Origin of the sequence: Collinsella aerofaciens (assembly GCF_028207065.1) — a bacterium.
GTDB lineage: Bacteria > Actinomycetota > Coriobacteriia > Coriobacteriales > Coriobacteriaceae > Collinsella > Collinsella aerofaciens_AR.
This window is the reverse complement of sequence record NZ_JAQLFP010000007.1, coordinates 42,046-60,158: the sequence shown is the minus strand read 5'-3', so window position 1 is coordinate 60,158 and position 18,113 is coordinate 42,046. Positions and strand designations below refer to the sequence as shown.

At 60.9% G+C, this 18,113-nt stretch carries 14 protein-coding genes; 12 read left to right on the top strand and 2 right to left on the bottom strand.

Annotated features, from left to right (window positions below; all coding sequences use genetic code 11):
• Positions 1 to 141 precede the first annotated feature (141 nt).
• The 8 genes from PMX72_RS03385 to PMX72_RS03350 all read left to right on the top strand — a co-directional run bounded on the left by PMX72_RS03385 (position 142) and on the right by PMX72_RS03350 (position 7,500).
• The gene (locus tag PMX72_RS03385) at positions 142 to 1,605 is read left to right on the top strand and encodes an amino acid permease (RefSeq protein WP_271729057.1); all 1,464 of its coding nucleotides are present in this window, start codon (positions 142 to 144) and stop codon (positions 1,603 to 1,605) included.
• Between the two features lie 317 nt (positions 1,606 to 1,922).
• Entirely contained in the window at positions 1,923 to 3,242 is a 1,320-nt protein-coding gene (locus PMX72_RS03380) for an IS256 family transposase (protein WP_271729058.1), read from the top strand.
• A gap of 297 nt (positions 3,243 to 3,539) precedes the next feature.
• Entirely contained in the window at positions 3,540 to 3,788 is a 249-nt protein-coding gene (locus PMX72_RS03375; protein WP_035136856.1) for an HPr family phosphocarrier protein, read from the top strand.
• A 188-nt stretch (positions 3,789 to 3,976) separates the two neighbouring features.
• A complete protein-coding gene (locus tag PMX72_RS03370; RefSeq protein WP_271729059.1) occupies positions 3,977 to 4,219 on the top strand; it encodes a FeoA family protein in 243 nt (80 codons plus the stop codon).
• 39 nt (positions 4,220 to 4,258) lie between these two features.
• On the top strand, positions 4,259 to 4,480 hold the full coding sequence (locus PMX72_RS03365) for a FeoA family protein (protein ID WP_006234774.1): 222 nt from the start codon (positions 4,259 to 4,261) through the stop codon (positions 4,478 to 4,480).
• A 123-nt stretch (positions 4,481 to 4,603) separates the two neighbouring features.
• Entirely contained in the window at positions 4,604 to 6,931 is a 2,328-nt protein-coding gene (gene feoB, locus PMX72_RS03360; protein WP_271729060.1) for a ferrous iron transporter B, read from the top strand.
• Between the two features lie 175 nt (positions 6,932 to 7,106).
• Positions 7,107 to 7,307, top strand: a complete 201-nt coding sequence (locus tag PMX72_RS03355) for a hypothetical protein (protein ID WP_148331710.1) — start codon at positions 7,107 to 7,109, stop codon at positions 7,305 to 7,307.
• Positions 7,308 to 7,353: 46 nt separating this feature from the next.
• Positions 7,354 to 7,500, top strand: a complete 147-nt coding sequence (locus tag PMX72_RS03350; RefSeq protein ID WP_271729061.1) for a hypothetical protein — start codon at positions 7,354 to 7,356, stop codon at positions 7,498 to 7,500.
• A 98-nt stretch (positions 7,501 to 7,598) separates the two neighbouring features.
• Here PMX72_RS03350 and PMX72_RS03345 read toward each other — a convergent pair whose 3' ends face one another.
• Complete coding sequence (locus tag PMX72_RS03345; protein ID WP_118328368.1) at positions 7,599 to 8,303, bottom strand: response regulator; 705 nt, start codon at positions 8,301 to 8,303, stop codon at positions 7,599 to 7,601.
• The gene (locus tag PMX72_RS03340) at positions 8,296 to 11,031 is read right to left on the bottom strand and encodes a sensor histidine kinase (protein ID WP_271729062.1); all 2,736 of its coding nucleotides are present in this window, start codon (positions 11,029 to 11,031) and stop codon (positions 8,296 to 8,298) included. Before PMX72_RS03340 ends, PMX72_RS03345 begins: the two co-directional genes overlap by 8 nt.
• Positions 11,032 to 11,365: 334 nt before the next feature.
• Between PMX72_RS03340 and kdpA the strand changes: the two genes are divergently transcribed.
• From kdpA to PMX72_RS03320, 4 genes are all read left to right on the top strand, one after another.
• Positions 11,366 to 13,189: a potassium-transporting ATPase subunit KdpA gene (kdpA, locus tag PMX72_RS03335; RefSeq protein WP_271729063.1), complete on the top strand. Its 1,824-nt coding sequence runs from the start codon at positions 11,366 to 11,368 to the stop codon at positions 13,187 to 13,189.
• Positions 13,190 to 13,205: 16 nt separating this feature from the next.
• Complete coding sequence (kdpB, locus tag PMX72_RS03330; protein WP_271729064.1) at positions 13,206 to 15,260, top strand: potassium-transporting ATPase subunit KdpB; 2,055 nt, start codon at positions 13,206 to 13,208, stop codon at positions 15,258 to 15,260.
• Positions 15,261 to 15,272: 12 nt separating this feature from the next.
• Positions 15,273 to 15,863: a potassium-transporting ATPase subunit KdpC gene (gene kdpC, locus PMX72_RS03325; protein WP_148331706.1), complete on the top strand. Its 591-nt coding sequence runs from the start codon at positions 15,273 to 15,275 to the stop codon at positions 15,861 to 15,863.
• A gap of 248 nt (positions 15,864 to 16,111) precedes the next feature.
• Positions 16,112 to 18,061, top strand: a complete 1,950-nt coding sequence (locus PMX72_RS03320) for an NAD(P)/FAD-dependent oxidoreductase (protein WP_271729065.1) — start codon at positions 16,112 to 16,114, stop codon at positions 18,059 to 18,061.
• The last annotated feature ends 52 nt before the right edge of the window (positions 18,062 to 18,113 follow it).

Below are 18,113 nucleotides of genomic sequence, written 5' to 3'. Positions count from 1 at the left end.
TGGGCGTTTGCTTCGCGCCGTTAAGGGGGATGGCTTTGTTGACTCCCTTTTCCCCATTCCCCTTAGCAGGTGCGCCGTCCACGATTGCGCTTGCAGTCCGGACGGTTTTAGATGAGATATAACGGATGATTGGGAGGGCTTATGAGCTCTGAAAAACGAGGAACGATTGGTTCGTTCGCTCTGCTGGGCATGACGGTCGCCGCCGTGTTCGGTATCAAGAACATCATCAACAACAACGCGGCCATCGGCTTGGCAGCTGCGCCGTCGTTCTTTTTCGCTACGCTTTTGTACTTTGTCCCCTATACCCTGGTTACCGCCGAATTCGTCGGCCTTAACAAGGACTCCGAGTCGGGCGTGTACGCCTGGGTCAAGACCTCGATGGGCGGTCGCTGGGCATTCCTGACGGCATTTAGCTACTGGTTCGTTAGCCTGTTCTACTTTGCGTCCGTCCTGCCCAACGTCATCATCTACGCGAGCTACGTGTTCTTTGGTGCCAATGCCGAGCTCTCGCAGCTGTGGATCACCATTATCGAGATCGTCGTCTTTGCTATCGCCACGTGGGTTTCGACCAAGGGCGCTAAGTGGATCGGCTCCATTTCCTCCTTCGGCTCGACCGCGGCTCTCGGCCTGACTGCCGTGTTCATCTTGCTGTCCCTGGCTGCTGCCTTTGGCGGCGTCGAGTTCGCTACGGCTCCTACCCCCGCTAACATGGCTCCCGACACGAGCAACTTCGCAACTATGTGGGGCTTCTTCGGTACGCTTGCCTGGATCATCCAAGGCGTTGGCGGCGCTGAGTCTGTCGGCGTGTTCCTTAACGACCTTAAGGGCGGCGTCAAGGCCTTCGTGCGCACCGTCGTTATCGCCGGCCTGACCATCGGCCTTCTGTACGCAGGCGCTTCGCTGCTGGTCAACCTGTTCATTCCCGAGGGCGGCGTTGCCATCTCCACCGGTATCTTCGACGTATTCGGCGCTGTCTTTGCCCACTTTGGCATTCCCATGGAAGTGTCCACGCGCGTCATTGGCCTGATCCTTCTTGCCGCCACGTTGGGCTCCCTCATGATGTGGACCTCCGCTCCCATCAAGGTTTTCTTCACCGAGATCCCCAAGGGTGTCTTTGGTAGCAAGATCGTCGAGCTCAACGAGCATGGTATTCCCGCCCGCGCTGCCTGGCTGCAGTTCGCTATCGTCGTCCCCATCCTGATTATCCCGGCCCTGGGCTCTGGTAACCTCGATGACCTGCTCATGATCGTCACCAACATGACGGCTGCCACCGCTCTGCTCCCGCCGCTGCTGATCCTGCTTGCCTACTTTATGCTGCGCAAGAACTTCGACGCTGCTCCCCGTGGCTTCCGCATGGGTTCGCGTACCTTTGGCCTGGCCATTGCTGCATTCCTGCTTGTGGTCTTCTGCTTCGTGCTTATCTGCGGCACCATTCCGCTCGATCAGCCTCTGTGGCTGACGCTGGTCTACAACGTTGGCGGTGTGGTTGTCTTCCTGGGCCTTGCCGTGATGTGGTACAACCGCTATATCAACCGCCTGCGCGAGACCGATCCCGAGGCCGCCGAGAGCGAGCTGCGCCCCTCCGTCCTTGACATGATGGAGTAGCGGCTAGGATTAATCTACGGCTGTGGAATAAATCGATTCCCTTTCCTAAGGAGGGGCCTTACGAGGCCCCTCCTTTTGTGTTTTGGGGCATGGTTTTGGACCCCGTGGTCAAAAAATGCCAAATATGAGTACTGTTGCAAAAGAGGTGTCATATTTTTCGGCCTGTTCTGAGCAAAAACGGGCTCAAAATCGGTAGCGCGCAGAGATGTGGTGTAAGAGGCGGGGCATGCCCCGCCTCCGCCCTTTCTTGAAAGGGAGGGGACACCGCCTAGAATTCGTCGTTGGAGTAATGAAGGTGACGAATGGAAGGAAAGGCGATGCCCCAAGAAGAGAGTGTACTGCGCCTCGGCCGCGACGAGGCCCTCGAGGCGGCGAGGCTTTGGCAGGAGTGCGGCGACGCGCGCGAGTTCGCGTGCAGGGTGCTGGGCAGCGTGATGAACGCGCTGATGGACTCCGAGGCCCAGCAGATGTGCGGCGCGAGCCGCAACGAGCGCAGCGACGGCAGGGAGAACAGCCGCAACGGCTACCGCCCCAGGTCGCTCAAGACCGCCGTGGGCGACGTGGAGCTCGAGATACCCAAGCTCAGGCACGGCACCTACTGCCCCGAGGGCATGCCCGCGCGATGGTCGCGCGTCGACACCTCGGTGGCCGCCATCGTGCAGGAGATGTACGTATGCGGCGTGTCCACCCGCAAGGTCGAGCGCGTGGCGTCCAAGCTGGGCATATCCTCGCTGTCGAGCTCGGAGGTCTCGAGCCTCTGCTCCGACCTCGACGCCGAGGTGGCGGAGTTCCGCCGCCGCGACCTGTCGGGCACGCCGTGCTGCTACCTGTGGCTCGACGCTACCTACATGAGCTGCAGGGTCGGCTCGTCGGTCGTCTCGCAGGGCGTCGTGACCGCGATCGGGCTGGGCGCCGACGGGCGCAAGCACTTCCTGGGCTGCGACGTGGTCGACACCGAGAGCGAGGACTCCTGGGCGGCATTCCCCGGCGGGCTGCGCGAGCGCGGGCTGGCCGGCGTTCGCCTCGTGGTCTCCGACAGCCACGCCGGGCTCGTGGCCGCCGTCTCGCGCCTGTTCCAGGGCTGCGCCTGGCAGCGCTGCGTGACGCACCTGCGGCGCAACCTCCAGAGCGCCTGCTCGGGCAGGCCCGAGGACTCCAAGGCGGCCGTCAGGGACCTCGTGCGCGCCGCGGTCTACCAGGACGACCCCGACCTCGCGCGCTGCGTGTGGGCCGAGGCGGCGCCCTGGGTGGCGTCGGTGTCCGCCAGGGCCGGCGAGGTCTTCGAGCAGGCCGAGGACTCCGCGCTGGCGTTCACGGCCTTCCCCAGGGCGCACTGGGCCAAGCTCCGCACCAACAACGTCCAGGAGCGCGCCAACCGCGAGATCAAGCGCCGCTACAGGGTCGTGCAGTCCTTCCCCTCGAGGGAGTCGATGCTGCGCCTGACGTGCGCGAGCCTCATGGAGACCGAGGGACAGTGGTCCCAGCAGCGCGTGTTCTCCGAGGCCTCGGCCGCCGAGGGCTTCGCCGAGCCCGCGGACAGGCCGGCCCCGACAGAGGGGAGGCGCCGCGCGCTCGGGCGGCGCGCCAGGGAGATAGTGGACGAGATAGTCGAGAGGCGCGGTCTCAAGAAGGAGTAACATCGGGACTTGCAGCGACGGACCTCGGGACGCTCTTACACCACGTCTGCGCGCGCCACCTCAAAATCAATTTATAACCCCCTTTAAAGGGCGTTTGACGGCTTTCAACCTCTTCGAATCGCTCAAAGTAGGCAATTTGCTCTCGATTTTGCTGCTACTAAATCGGTGACAGTACTCATATTTGCCACTTTTTGCCCACGAGGTGTTCAGAGGAGCTCTCGACAAGCATCTAACGGTACAATAACTACCACGTGGCTGGGTTTTGCCGGCCGAATGTGCGATGCCGCGGGAGGGGACATGGTCGAGTTTACAAAGACGATTAAAGATCCGTTGGGACTTCATGCCCGCCCGGTTGCGCTGCTATATGACATCATTGCCAAGCATCGTAGCGATGTGTCAGTCAGTATCGGCGATCGCCACACGGATGGTCGCGACGTTATGGGGCTCATGGCTCTCTACGGTGAGTGCGGCGAGGATATCGTGTTCCGCGTTTCGGGCGTAGACGAGGCTTCCTGCGTCACATCGATTAGAAACCTCTCGCTCTAAGCATGACAGGGCGTGGTAAAGGATGGTCCTTTGCCGCGCCCTTTTGTTTCATATAGGAAACTTTTTCGAAAACTGAATAGGACCCTTTCCAAAAAGTTAACCACGTGCTAGTTTACTATAGCGAACATAGACGTGGTTAACTTTTGCTGCGTCGATGTTGAGGACGAACCGACGTTAGGAGCTCATTCATGTCTTGCGGACCGCAGATGCCGGCTATGCCGCTTTCGATGGTAAAAGCGGGCGAAACCGTGCGCGTGTCTCGTGTAAAAGGCAATGAGGACATGAAGCACCACCTCAAAGACCTCGGCTTTGTCGAGGGCAGCGAGGTCCACGTGGTGAGCTCGAGTGGCGCCAATATCATCGTCACCGTGCTGGGCGCACGCTTTGGCATCGATTCCAAGGTCGCCATGCACATCATGACCGTCGGTTAGTTCGCAACATTCCGCAAAAACTGAAAGGGGGACAAGTACATGAAGACGTTGGGTGACGTTAAGGTGGGCGAGAGCTCTACCATCGTCAAGCTTCACGGTGAGGGTGCGCTGCGCCGCCACCTTATGGACCTGGGGCTCATTAAGGGCACGTCGTTTAAGGTCGTAAAGGTCGCACCGCTCGGCGATCCGGTCGAGATCAACGTGCGCGGCTACGAGCTTTCTATCCGCAAGGAGGAGGCGGCCGTCGTCGAGGTCCAGTAAGGACCCGCTGCGCATATTTCTGCAGATAAAGTTAGGTTTTTCTAACTTAATGCAGCAACTTTGAAGCACATTATCCAGCTCGCGCGGAGAAAGCAGCGCGGGCACACAAGGAAGAAGGATTGAATGGCGGATTCTCAGATCCATGTCGCGCTGGCGGGTAACCCCAACTGCGGCAAGACCACGCTTTTCAACCTGATCACCGGCGCCAACGGCTACGTTGGCAACTGGCCGGGCGTCACGGTTGAGAAAAAGGAAGCCAAGCTCCTGAGCGACAAGAGCGTCACCATCACGGACCTCCCTGGCATCTACTCGCTTTCGCCCTATAGCCCCGAGGAGCAATGCTCGCGCGACTACCTCATGAGCGGCGAGCCCGATGTCGTTGTCCAGGTGGTTGACGCCACTAACCTCGAGCGCAACCTGTACCTGGCGCTTCAGGTTATCGAGACCGGCCTGCCCGTAGTCGTCGCCCTCAACATGGCCGACTTGGTCGAGAAGAACGGCGATAAGATCGACACGGACAAGCTCTCCAAAAAGCTCGGTTGCCCGGTCATGATGATTTCGGCCCTTAAGAACAAGGGTATCACGGAGCTGTTCGAGCAGGTCAAGAAGTCTGCCGCTTCCAAGGGCCAGGTGCCGGAGCATAAGTTCGATTCCTCCATCGAGGACGTTCTGGACCACATCGAGAACAACCTGCCGGCGAGCGTTCCCGCCAACAAGCGCCGCTACTACGCCGTCAAGCTGTTCGAGCGCGATGCGGACGCCTGCAAGCTTATTAACCTCACCAAGGAGAAGGCTGCTCGCGTGGGGCAGCTGGTCGCCCAGTGCGAGCAGGACTGCGACGACGATGCCGAGTCCATCATCACCGGTGAGCGCTACGGCGTGATTGCCCATATTATCGACGAGTGCCTCACCAAGGCTCCGGCCAAGATGAGCACTTCCGAGAAGATCGACCGTGTGGTTACCAACCGTATCCTGGGCCTGCCGATTTTTGTGGTTATCATGTTCTGCGTCTACTACATCGCCGTTTCCACCCTGGGCGGCACGGTGACCGACTTCACCAACGACCAGCTCTTCGGTACCGACGGTTGGTACGTGCTCGGTCAGGGCCGCGATGCCTACGACGCGGCCGTCGAGGCTGCGGGCGACAATGCCGACTCGGTCGACCCGGCACAGTACGGCCCCTATGTCCCCGGTATTACCACCATGGTGCACGACGCCCTTGTGGCGGGCGGCACCGAGGACGGTGGCCTGGTCGATTCGCTGGTCTGCGACGGTATCGTCGGCGGTCTGGGCGCCATCTTCGGCTTTGTGCCGCAGATGTTCCTGCTGTTCGTGATGCTGTCCTTCCTGGAGGACTGCGGCTACATGGCCCGCGTCGCCTTTATCATGGACCGCGTGTTCCGCCGCTTTGGCCTGTCCGGTAAGTCCTTTATCCCCATGCTCGTGTCCTCGGGCTGCGGCGTCCCCGGCGTCATGGCCACCAAGACCATCGAGAACGAGAAGGACCGTCGCATGACGGTCATGACCACCACATTCATTCCCTGTGGCGCCAAGCTGCCGATCATCGCCCTGCTCATGGGTTCCATCATCGGCGATTCTTCCACCACCGCCGCGTGGATCAGTCCGCTCTTCTACTTCCTGGGCGTCTTTGCCGTCATCGCCTCGGGCCTCATGCTCAAGAAGACCAAGCTCTTTGCCGGCCGCCCGACTCCGTTTGTCATGGAGCTGCCCGCTTATCACTTCCCGGCGATCCGCTCTTGGGCGCTGCATGTGTGGGAGCGCTGCTGGGCCTTTATCAAGAAGGCCGGCACGGTCATCTTCGCGTCCACCGTCGTCGTTTGGTTCCTCTCCAATTTTGGTAGCTACAACGGTTCCTTTGGCTTCCTGCCCGCGATGGACGGCATCCCCGAGGAGTTCATGGACTACTCCGTGCTCGCCATGCTCGGTAACCTGGTCGCTTGGATCTTCGCCCCGCTCGGCTTTAGCACCTGGCAGGCCACCGCGCTGACCGTCTCTGGTCTTGTCGCCAAGGAGAACGTCGTCGCCACCGCCGGCTCGCTGCTGTCCGTTGCCGACGCCGCCGAGACCGACCCGAGCCTGTGGACCGCGTTTGCCGGCATGTTCCCGACTATGGGCGCTTGCGTTGCCTTTGGCGCATTCAACCTGCTGTGCGCCCCGTGCTTTGCCGCCATGGGCACTATCCGCAACCAGATGGACTCCGGCAAGTGGACCGCGATTGCCATCGGCTACGAGTGCGCCTTCGCTTGGGTCATCGGCCTGTTCATCAACCAGTTCTACAACCTGCTTGTCCTTGGCCAGTTTGGTATCTGGACGGTTGTGGCCATCGTTCTGCTGGTTGCGATGCTCTTCCAGATCTTCCGTCCCATGCCTAAGCACGCTTGGACCGACGAGGATGAGAGCAATACCGCTTCCGCCGCAGTTTCCGCTTAAGTCCGAATAAGGATTAGCCCCTTTCCACGAGCCCGGGTGTCCCAGCGACACTCGGGCTTTTTGGTGAGGGAGATGTGGCATTTCCGCAGATAAAACCGACCAAAATAAACCTGTCCCTATTTGGTAGGTGGAGAATGGGGTAAAGTAAGTGGAGGTTAACTAGAGGAGGCTTGCTATGGCACCTATCGATATTGTTGTACTGGCTGTTATCGGCATTGCGTTTGCCGCCGTGTGCGTGCGCATCTACCGCAAGGGCACCTGCGCCGACTGCGCTCAGGGTGGCGTTTGCACGGGGCATTGTTCTAACAAAAAAACCTGCGCCGCGCTTAAGGGCGTAGACAAGATCGCCGAAGACTTGGGTCGCGGTATCAAATAAGGTCCAGGCATCCAGGCGCCTCGCGAGTATCCGTTCGCGGGGCGCTTTGTGCATTTGGACGCGAGCGCGGCAAGTTGAAGAGTATTTTTGGGGTATCGCTAACTATGTGGTCAACGGCCCGCTCACCGTGGTTCATGCCGTGGCAGGCGCTAAGCTCGCCGTCGAAGGCATGACCAACTACCTGGGCCTCTAACTCCATCCCACCCATCAGTTGCGGTGAAATACGGACTGTTTTGGCTGTCAAAGGCCTCATCTACTCCGTATTCCACCGCAACTTTTTTGTGGGGTGGGCTAGAGACGCTGCATGCGGTACCCGACACCCATGTGCGTCTGAATCATCTTGGGGTGAGAGGGGTCTGCCTCGATCTTCTTGCGCAGGGTGCGCATGAACACGCGCAGGCTCGCCAGATCGCTGTCCCAGCTCGTGCCCCATATCTCGCGGGTGATGAAGGTGTGGGTGAGCACCTTGTCGACGTTTTTCGCCAGAAGGACGAGCAATTTGTACTCGGTTGGGGTGAGCGAGAGCTCGCGTCCGTCTTTCGTCGCGTATCCCGCGGCGTAGTCGATATGCAGCGGACCGTTGTCGAACGTGCTCGCTTCTGTCGACTCGCTCGACGCCATCGAGGAGCGCCTCAAATTCGCACGGACGCGCGCGAGCAACTCATCCACAGAAAAGGGCTTGGTGAGGTAGTCGTCTGCCCCTGCGTCAAGTGCTGCAATCTTGTCGGAATCTTCGGAGCGCGCCGAAATGACGATAATGGGGACTGCCGACCAGCTTCTGATCTTCGTGATGACCTCGATACCGTCAATGTCGGGAAGGCCGAGGTCGAGCATGATGAGGCTGGGACCGTGCGACACCGCATCCATGATGGCAGCCTGGCCGTTGCAAACCTTGCTCACGACGTAGCCGTGGAGGTCAAGCGCGGTCGAAACGAGGTTTTGAACGGTCAGGTCATCTTCGACCAGGAGGATGCGTGGCTTAGCGGCATTATTCATGAATCTCGATCTCCTCGGCGGGCAGGGTAAAACGGAAGACGGCCCCATGGGGGTGGTTGTCGCGAACTTCGATGACGCCGCCATGTGCCTCCACGATGGAGCGGCAGAGCGACAGCCCAAGGCCGATGCTTCGACGCGAATCCACGGGCTGCGTATTGCTTGAGGTGAAGAAGCGCTCAAAGATATGAGGCTTGTCGCAGTCTGCCACACCCGGCCCATCGTCTGCGACGTCCACCACGACGAACGCACCCTCGCGACGTGCGCTGATGGTGACAGTCGAGTCCTCGGGCGTGTATTTGAAGGCGTTCATGATGAGATTCGTAAGCACCTGCATGATGAGATGGACGTCGATGCGTACCAGCAGGATGTCGTCAGTGTGCTCGATGGTGACGGCACGTCCATGCGATGCTTGGGCGACATGGCTGAGGGCGGCCTCGATGACCTCGTCGATGAGCTCGGATGTTAAGTTGAGGCGAATGGTGCCGTCCTCGACGCGTGTGATGGCGAGGAGGTTCTCCACGGTATCGATAAGCCAGAGGGAGTCATCGTAGATGGCATCGGCAAGATCGCAGCGTTGTTCGAGGCTAAGCCTCTCGTCGCTCTTCCGAAGGATTGCCGCAGATCCGGATATAGCCGTGAGGGGTGTCCTCAAATCGTGGCCGATGGAGCGCAAAAGGTTGGCGCGCAGCTGCTCGTTTTTCGCCAAGACCGCAGCCTCTTCGCGCTCTTGCGCCGCCCGGTCACTTTCGAGCGCCAAGGCGCATTCACCTACGATAGATAGGACGATCGAATGCTCGAAGGCTTCGATCTCGCGCCCCTCCAGGTCGATGCCGATGACACCGAATACCTTGTCGCCGGTGCGAACCGCGAGGTAGAGACAGCGCGCCTCAGGCAGGGTCCGCGTGCTTGCGCCCGCGCGCTTGTTGTTGGTGTAGGTCCAGGTTGCAACGGCGCGCTCGTAGTCGGTGAGCAGCGACGCGGATCGGTTTTCGGTGCCAGCGGACTCATAGAGCGCCTTGCCGAGCGTGCCGTGTTCGGCGGTGTAGAAGACCACGTCGAGTTTTAGCAGTTTGACGAGTTGGTTCATGGCGACGCGGGCACACTCCTCCGCGCTATGGGCTTGCTGCAAGAGCTGGTTCGTTTCGAGGAGTACGCGCGTTTTGAATGCGTTCTCGGCGGAGGTACGGGCGTTGTCGGCGATGCGCGCAGTTAACTCGCCGGCGACCATAGCGGTAGCGAACATGATGCCGAACGTGACCAGATAGCTTCGGTCGTAGCTGGCGAGCGAAAACAGAGGCGTGACGAAGCAGAAGTTGTAAAGCACTACAGAGAGTACGCTCGATACGATCGTGCAGATACGCCCCGTCGTGGTGACGGCGGTCAGCAGGGCCGTGAGGATATAGAGGGATATGATGCTGGAATCGGCAAATCCCAGATGGCGGAAAGCCGTGCCGATCGCCGTGGCGACAAGAGAGAGGGCCAGCGTGCGAAGCACGTCTCGGCTGCTGGGCGGCTGCAGGGCGACCGCGCGGCGGCGTCCTTTGGGCCGGGAGGGCGGAGTCGACTGGTCTGGAATGATGTAAATGTCGAGGTTCGGGGCGAATGTTATGAGCTGTTCTACGAGAGATTTGCGGCCGAAGAGGGCCTGACGGACGCTGCTGCGCTCGCCCGTGCGCCCCATGACGATCTTCGAAATACCCGACAGGCGCGCGAACTCGGAGATCTGAAACGCGATGTCGTCGCCATAGACGGTTTCCATATGTGCTCCGAGCTGCTCGGCTAGGGCGATATTGGCTGCAAGCTTGGCGCGCTCATCATCGCTCATGGCTTGCGTGCGCGGGCTCTCTACGAACAGGGCGACGAGCTCGCTGCGAAACGCTTTCGCCATGCGTGCGGCGGCACGGACGATGCGGGGATTGGTCGGCGCCGGGGAGACACAGACTAAGATACGCTCCCTGGTGTAGTAGTCACGGTTTCCCAGCACGCGTGCGGCATCTGTGAGGTGGCCGGTGCGATCGGCGCAGCGGCGCAGCGCGATTTCTCGGAGTGCGGTGAGGTTCTCGACGGTAAAAAAATGCTGTTGCGCTCGGTCGGCTTGTGCGGGACGGTAGACGAGGCCGGCGCGAAGGCGCTCAAGTAGGTCTTCGGGCTCTATGTCGACGAGCTCGACCTGGTCGGCATCATCGAAGATACGGTCGGGGATTCGTTCGCTCACGACAACGCCGGTGATGGATGCAACCATGTCGTTTAGGCTCTCGATGTGCTGAACGTTCACGGTCGTATAGACGTCGATGCCCGCATGTAGAAGTTCCTCGACGTCTTGATAGCGTTTGTCGTGGCGAGACCCCGGCGCATTCGTATGGGCAAGCTCGTCGACAAGGATGAGCTGAGGGGCGCGTTCGATAGCCGTATCTAGATCGAACTCGCTGAGCGCAATGCCGTTGTGCTCGATGAGTTTACAGGGCACGTTCTCAAGCCCTTGTGCAAGATGGGCAGTTGCCGGACGTTCGTGCGGCTCGATGTATCCCGCGACGACATCGACACCTCGCCGCTTGGCGGCGTGGGCGGCTTGAAGCATCGCATAGGTTTTACCTGTGCCAGCAGCGTAGCCAAAGAAAATCTTGAGGTGTCCCCGGCTGGTTCGAGCGTCGTCGGCGACCTCGTCTTTCTCAATTGCCTTGAGGATGAGGTCTGGATTGACGCGAGTGTCCGATGCGTCGCGCTGCATAGCGTAGCCTTTCTGAAGCGTTGTCCATGCGTGCATACGCGGTGAGGGCGCCGCTGTATGCTCGCGAGGTCGAGTATAGGCGCACTGCAGCAGCAATAGTGCTTTCTACCTGCATCTTTACGGCATCTTAAGGTCGTGAGCCCCAGCCCTCACGCCTCTTTAATCCCTAGAAGCGTTTACTGTCCCCAGGCGCTTGCGAGAGCAGGCGTCCGAGGCATCGGACCGCGCGTGAAAGGGGCGGTGAATGGACATCCTCATTCCCATCATCGGAGTCGTCTGCATTGGACTCCTTATCTATTACATCTACATTCTGATGAGGAGTGATTCGTAAACTATGGACGCTGCGATTCAGTACATCTTGTACTTTGCCGTGCTCGTCGTCCTGGCCGTTCCGCTCGGTCGGTTCATGGCCCATATCATGGATGGTGAGCATACGTTCCTGTCGCCTGTGATTGCTCCTGTGGAGCGTGGCGTCTATCGTCTGCTTCGCATCGACGCGGCAGAGCAGATGGGGTGTAGGCGCTATCTGGCGAGCGTGCTGGTCTTTTCGGGGATCGGCCTCGTGGCTCTTGTGGCACTCCAGGTGCTTCAGTCCTTCTTGCCAGGCAATCCCCAGCACCTGCCGGGTGTGTCATGGAACCTGTCGTTCAATACGGCTGCTTCCTTCATAACCAACACTAACTGGCAGTCCTACTCCGGTGAGACCACCCTGTCCTACCTTGTGCAGTTCATGGGTCTCACCGTGCAGAACTTCGTTTCCGCCGGCACCGGTATCGCGGTCATGTTCGCGCTGATCCGCGGCTTCCGTCAGGTCAAGGAGCAGGGTCTGGGTTCCTTTTGGGTCGACCTCACCCGCACCGTCCTGTACGTGCTCATCCCGCTGAACCTCGTGTTCGGCATCTGCCTGGCTGCCGGTGGCGTCATCTCCAACTTCCAGCCGGCTCAGAAGGCTGAGCTCGTAGAGCCCGTCGCTGTCCAGCCTAATGCAGACGGCGGCTGGAGCGTCATCGACGGCGCCGAGATTGAGGGCGACACGGTCAAGGTCGACGGCAAGGTTGTCGAGGGCGCACGCGTGGTCACCGAGCAGTTCCTGCCCCAGGGTCCCGCGGCTCCTCAGGTCGCCATCAAGCAGTCCGGCACCAACGGCGGCGGCTTCTTCGGCGTGAACTCCGCTCATCCGTATGAGAACCCCAGTGCCTTCACCAACATCATCGAGATGACCAGCCTGCTGCTGATCCCGGCCGCCTGTTGCTTCACCTTCGGTATCGGCGTCAAAAACACCAAGCAGGGCAAGGCCATCTTTGCCGCCATGTTCATCCTGCTGGTGATCTTCACCGGCATCATCGCCCTCAACGAGCATGCGGGCACACCGCAGCTGGCCGATGGCGGAGCGGCCAACATCGAGATGACCGACGGTCAGGCCGGCGGCAACATGGAGGGCAAGGAGAGCCGCTTCGGTATCGCCTCCTCTTCCACCTGGTCCGCTTTCACGACGGCTGCTTCCAACGGCTCGGTTAACTCCATGCACGACTCCTACACCCCGCTGGGCGGTTTTGTCCAGATGCTCCAGATGGCTCTGGGCGAGGTCGTCTTCGGCGGCGTGGGCTGCGGCCTGTACGGCATGATCGGCTTCGCCATCCTCACGGTGTTCATCGCCGGCCTCATGGTCGGACGCACGCCTGAGTTCCTGGGCAAGAAGATCGAGCCGGGCGAGATGCGCTGGGCAGTTGTCCTGTGCCTGGCAACTCCGTTTGCCATTCTGGTGTGCTCGGCCATCGCCTGCATGGTGCCCGGTCTTGCCGACCAGCTCAACAATGGTGGCGCGCACGGCTTCTCCGAGGTGCTGTATGCCTTCACCTCATGCGGCGGCAACAACGGCTCGGCGTTTGCAGGCATGAACTGCAACATTCCCTGGATCAACGTCATGCTCGGCCTCGAGATGCTGTTCGCCCGCTTCATGCCCATCATCGGTACGCTGGCTATCGCCGGCTCGCTGGCCAAGAAAGGTAAGGTCGCCGAGAGCGCCGGTACCCTGTCTACCACCAACGGCATGTTCGTATTCCTGCTCGTGTTCATCGTTCTGCTGATCGGTGCTCTGAGCTTCTTCCCGGCCCTGGCGCTTGGCCCCGTTGCCGAGTTCTTCCAGATGATTGCGTAAAGGAGGGCGCAGATTTATGGCTATGCAAAAAGACATGATGGGCCGCGCGGTCCGCGACTCGTTTGCCAAGTTGGATCCTCGCGTCCAGATTCAAAACCCGGTCATGTTCCTGGTGTGGCTTTCCGCCGTCATGACCTCCGTCCTGGCCGTCGCTTCCATCTTCGGTGTGCAGGACGCGGGTGTGCCCACTTACTATGTGGTCGCCATCGCGGTCATCCTGTGGCTCACCGACCTGTTCTCGAACTTCGCTGAGGCGCTTGCCGAGGGCCGCGGTAAGGCCCAGGCCGATTCCCTGCGTGCGGCCAAGAAGGATGTCGAGGCCCATCGCATCGAGTCCGTTGAGGACAAGGAGCACTTCACCGTCGTTCCCGGCACCGAGCTCACGCGCGGCGACCTGGTGATCGTACGCGCCGGCGAGCAGATTCCGGGAGACGGCGATGTCATCGAGGGTGCCGCCTCGGTTGATGAGTCGGCCATCACCGGCGAGTCTGCACCCGTGGTTCGCGAGGCTGGCGGCGACCGCTCTGCCGTTACCGGTGGTACCACGGTGCTGTCCGACTGGATCATCGTCAAGATCTCCAGCGAGCCCGGCCAGAGCTTCCTGGACAAGATGATCGCGATGGTCGAGGGTGCCGCGCGTAAGAAGACCCCTAACGAGATTGCTCTGGAGATCTTCCTGGTGGCCCTCTCCATCGTCTTTATCCTGGTCACGTTGGCCCTGTATTGTTACTCCTGCTTCTCGTCCGGTCTTAACGACATGGTCAACCCCACGGCCGTGACCACGCTCGTGGCGCTGCTCGTGTGCCTGGCTCCCACTACCATCGGCGCCCTTCTGCCCGCCATCGGCATCGCCGGCATGAGCCGTCTGAACGAGGCCAACGTGCTGGCCATGTCCGGCCGCGCCATCGAGGCCGCCGGCGACGTCGACATCCTCATGCTCGACAAGACCGGCACCATCACCCTGGGTAACCGCCAAGCCGCCGAGTTCATCCCGGTCGACGGCGTCGATCCCGCGGAGCTGGCCGATGCCGCCCAGCTTTCCTCGCTGGCCGACGAGACCCCCGAGGGCCGTTCCATCGTCGTGCTCGCCAAGGAGCAGTTTGGGCTGCGCGGCCGCACACTCGAGGATAAGGGCATGGAGTTCATCCCGTTCACCGCGGCAACGCGTATGTCCGGCGTGAACTACGAGGGCAATGAGATCCGCAAGGGCGCTGCCGATTCCGTGCGCACCTATGTGGAGGCAGCCGGCGGCGTGTTCTCCCAGGAGTGCGACGACGTCGTCGAGCGCATCGCCAAGGCCGGCGGCACCCCGCTGGTCGTGACCAAGAACTGCCGCGTGCTGGGCGTTGTGTACCTCAAGGACATCATCAAGTCCGGCGTTAAGGAGAAGTTCGCCGACCTGCGCAAGATGGGCATCAAGACCATCATGGTGACGGGCGACAACCCGCTCACCGCCGCGGCAATCGCCGCCGAGGCCGGCGTTGACGACTTTCTGGCCGAGGCCACCCCTGAAGGCAAGCTCGAGAAGATCCGCGAGTTCCAGCGTGAGGGCCACCTGGTCGCCATGACCGGCGACGGCACCAACGACGCGCCCGCTCTGGCCCAGGCCGACGTCGCCGTGGCCATGAACACGGGCACCCAGGCTGCCAAGGAGGCCGGCAACATGGTCGACCTCGACTCCAGCCCCACCAAGCTCATCGAGGTCGTGCGTATTGGCAAGCAGCTGCTCATGACCCGCGGTTCGCTCACGACCTTCTCGGTGGCCAACGACGTGGCGAAGTACTTCGCTATCATCCCGGCCCTGTTCTCGCCGATCTACCCGGGCCTTGGCGCGCTCAACATCCTCGGTCTGGCAAGCCCGCTGTCCGCGGTTCTTTCGGCCATCATCTATAACGCGCTCGTTATCGTCGCGCTGATCCCGGCCGCGCTGAAGGGCGTTAAGTATCGCGAGGTCCCGTCCGGACAGCTGCTGACCCACAACCTGCTCGTGTGGGGTCTGGGCGGCATCGTTGCCCCGTTCGTATTCATCAAGCTCATCGACATGCTGCTCGCGTTATGCGGCATTATGTAAGTGGAGGTTTGTATGTTCAAAGGTGTTACATCGCGCGCACTGGGCGTGTTCGCGCTGTTTACCGTTGTCTGCGGCCTGGGCTATACGCTCGTCGTGACCGGCATCGCCCAGGTTGCGTTCCCGTATCAGGCGAACGGTTCGCTCATTACGGTCGACGGCAAGGTTGTGGGTTCCGAACTCATCGGCCAGAACTTTGATGACGAAGCCCACATGTGGGGTCGTATCCAGAACGTGTCAATTGTCGAAGGCGAAGACGGCGAGCTCATGGCGTATGGTGTCCCGTCCAACCTGTCCCCGGCGAGTGAGGAGTATCGGCAGCTGATAGATGCGCGCGTGAAGAAGATCCGCGCCGCCAACCCCGATGCCGATATGGACGCCGTGCCCGTCGATCTGGTGACGTGTTCGGGGTCCGGTCTCGACCCGGAGATCTCTCCGGATGCCGCCGAGTACCAGGTTCCGCGCCTTGCCAAGGCCACGGGCAAAAGTGAGGACGAGGTGCGCGACATCATCGCCGCGTGCACCAAGGGCCGTTTCCTCGGCGTGTTCGGCGAGCCCACGGTCAACGTGCTCAAGGTGAACCTTATGCTGGACGGCGCGCTGTAGGTGAGGAAGTGGCGGATGAGGGCATGACTGACTATCTGAGCCCTCAATTCCACCCCGCCCATCAGTTGCGGTGAAATACGGACTGTTTTGCCTGTCAAAAGCTTCATCTACTCCGTATTCCACCGCAACTTTTTTATGAGGGTCGGGATTGAAGGTGGGGAGTGCGAGCGAGTGCGAATGCGGCGGTTACTGATACGATAGGTACGTTAGCAACTGCCGCCGAGCGGCTCAAACGAAAGGAACCCTGTATGGAGTCCTCCGCCTATCCAATGCTCTTTAGCCCGATCAAGGTCGGTACGACCGAGGTCAAGAACCGCGTCTTTATGCCGCCGGTGTCCACCAACCTGGCCGATCATGGCTATGTGACCGACGACTTGGTCGATCATTACCGTGCCCGCGCCAAGGGCGGCGTGGGCCTGATCATCACCGAGGTCGTGACGGTCGAGCCCACCTATACCTATCTGCCGGGTGACATGTGCTGCTACGACGACACATTTATCCCCGGCTGGGAAAAGCTCGCCGCGGCCGTCCACGAGTATGGCTGCAAGATCATGCCGCAGCTCTTCCACCCCGCCTACATGGCCTTTAACATTCCGGGCACGCCGCGCTTGATCGCTCCGTCCTTTGTGGGCCCGTCCTATGCCCGCGAGGCGCCGCGCCCCATTACGGTCGACGAGATCCACGAGCTCACACATCAGTTTGGCGATGCCGCTGTGCGCATGCAGAAGGCTGGCGTCGATGGCGTCGAGGTCCATGCGGCGCACGCTCACGGCATGCTTGGCGGCTTTTTGACCCCGCTCTACAACAAGCGCACCGACGAGTACGGTGGCTCGCTCGACGCCCGCATGCGCTTCCTGCTCGAGGTCATCGCCGAGATTCGCGAGCGCTGCGGCAAGGACTTCATCATCGACGTCCGTATTTCGGGCGACGAGTACACCGACGGCGGCCTGACCCTCAACGACATGATCTACGTCTCGCGTCGCCTGGAGAAGGCCGGCGTCGACATGATTCACGTGTCGGGCGGCACCACCATCAAGCGCGGCTCTGCGATTCCCGCCGCCGGCACGCAGCAGGCCTCGCACGCCGCCTGCTCGCGCGAGATCAAAAAGCACGTCAACATTCCCGTCGCCACCGTCGGACGCATCAACGAGGCCTGGATTGCCGAGGAGCTAATTGAGGACGGCGCTGCCGACATCTGCATGATGGGCCGTGCCAATCTGTGCGATGCCGAGTTCTGCAACAAGGCTGCTGCCGGTAACGCCGACGACATCCGCCCCTGCATCGGTTGCCTGCGCTGCCTGAACGGCATCATGTTTGGCAAGCGCATCTCCTGCACCGTCAACCCGGACGTGGAGCGCGACGAGGCTGGCTACGAGCCTGCCGCCGAGGCAAAGAACGTGCTCGTTGTGGGTGCTGGTCCTGCGGGTATGGAGGCAGCCTACATTGCCGCCAAGCGCGGTCATAACGTGGTGCTCGTGGATAAACAGGACGAACCGGGTGGCGAGATGCGCATCGCAGCCGTGCCGCCGGCAAAGCAGGAGCTCACCCGCGTGATCAAGTATCAGTACCGTCGCCTGGCCGAGGCCGGCGTCACGTGCGTCTTTGGCACCGAGCTCTCGGCCGAGAACATTCAGCGCGACTACGCGGGCTACGAGGTTGTCCTGGCTTATGGCGCCGAGCCCATTGCTCCAGCCTTTATGCAGGGCTTTAAGCAAGTTATGACGGCCGATGACCTGCTGGGCGGCAAGGCTTTCCCGGGCAAGAAGATTGTCATCGTCGGCGGCGGAACCGTCGGTTGCGAGACGGCCGACTACCTGGCCCCGCTGGTCAACGACCTGTCGCCGGCCAACCGCGATGTCACCGTCATCGAGATGACCAAGACGCTTGCCGCCAACGAGGGCGGTGCCGGTCGCGCGGTGCTCATCACGCGTATGCTTTCCAAGGGCGTTCACGTGCTGACCGAGGCCAAGGTGACCGAGATCACCGAGGATGCCATCAGCTACGAGAAGGATGGCGAAGTCCATACCATCGCCGACGCCGATACGCTGGTGCTTGCCATGGGTTACCGTCCCAACACCAAGCTGGCCGATGACCTTGCCGCTGCCGGCGTTGTCACCCACGTGCTGGGCGATGCCCAGAAGTGCGGCAACATCCGCGATGCCATCGGCGATGGCTACAAGGTTGCCTGCGAGCTCTAGTCAACCCCTTGTTGCGTGGGGGCAGGTTACTTTGCACCAACTTGGTGCATGT

Bases quoted from the DNA above. Each gene is read 5' to 3' on its own strand.
- PMX72_RS03365 (WP_006234774.1), top strand. From the start codon at position 4,259: ATGAAGACGTTGGGTGACGTTAAGGTGGGCGAGAGCTCTACCATCGTC.
- kdpC (WP_148331706.1), top strand. From the start codon at position 15,273: ATGTTCAAAGGTGTTACATCGCGCGCACTGGGCGTGTTCGCGCTGTTT.
- PMX72_RS03345 (WP_118328368.1), bottom strand. From the start codon at position 8,303: ATGAATAATGCCGCTAAGCCACGCATCCTCCTGGTCGAAGATGACCTG.
- PMX72_RS03370 (WP_271729059.1), top strand. From the start codon at position 3,977: ATGTCTTGCGGACCGCAGATGCCGGCTATGCCGCTTTCGATGGTAAAA.
- PMX72_RS03375 (WP_035136856.1), top strand. From the start codon at position 3,540: ATGGTCGAGTTTACAAAGACGATTAAAGATCCGTTGGGACTTCATGCC.
- PMX72_RS03355 (WP_148331710.1), top strand. From the start codon at position 7,107: ATGGCACCTATCGATATTGTTGTACTGGCTGTTATCGGCATTGCGTTT.
- feoB (WP_271729060.1), top strand. From the start codon at position 4,604: ATGGCGGATTCTCAGATCCATGTCGCGCTGGCGGGTAACCCCAACTGC.
- PMX72_RS03380 (WP_271729058.1), top strand. From the start codon at position 1,923: ATGCCCCAAGAAGAGAGTGTACTGCGCCTCGGCCGCGACGAGGCCCTC.
- PMX72_RS03320 (WP_271729065.1), top strand. From the start codon at position 16,112: ATGGAGTCCTCCGCCTATCCAATGCTCTTTAGCCCGATCAAGGTCGGT.
- kdpB (WP_271729064.1), top strand. From the start codon at position 13,206: ATGGCTATGCAAAAAGACATGATGGGCCGCGCGGTCCGCGACTCGTTT.
- PMX72_RS03385 (WP_271729057.1), top strand. From the start codon at position 142: ATGAGCTCTGAAAAACGAGGAACGATTGGTTCGTTCGCTCTGCTGGGC.
- PMX72_RS03340 (WP_271729062.1), bottom strand. From the start codon at position 11,031: ATGCAGCGCGACGCATCGGACACTCGCGTCAATCCAGACCTCATCCTC.
- kdpA (WP_271729063.1), top strand. From the start codon at position 11,366: ATGGACGCTGCGATTCAGTACATCTTGTACTTTGCCGTGCTCGTCGTC.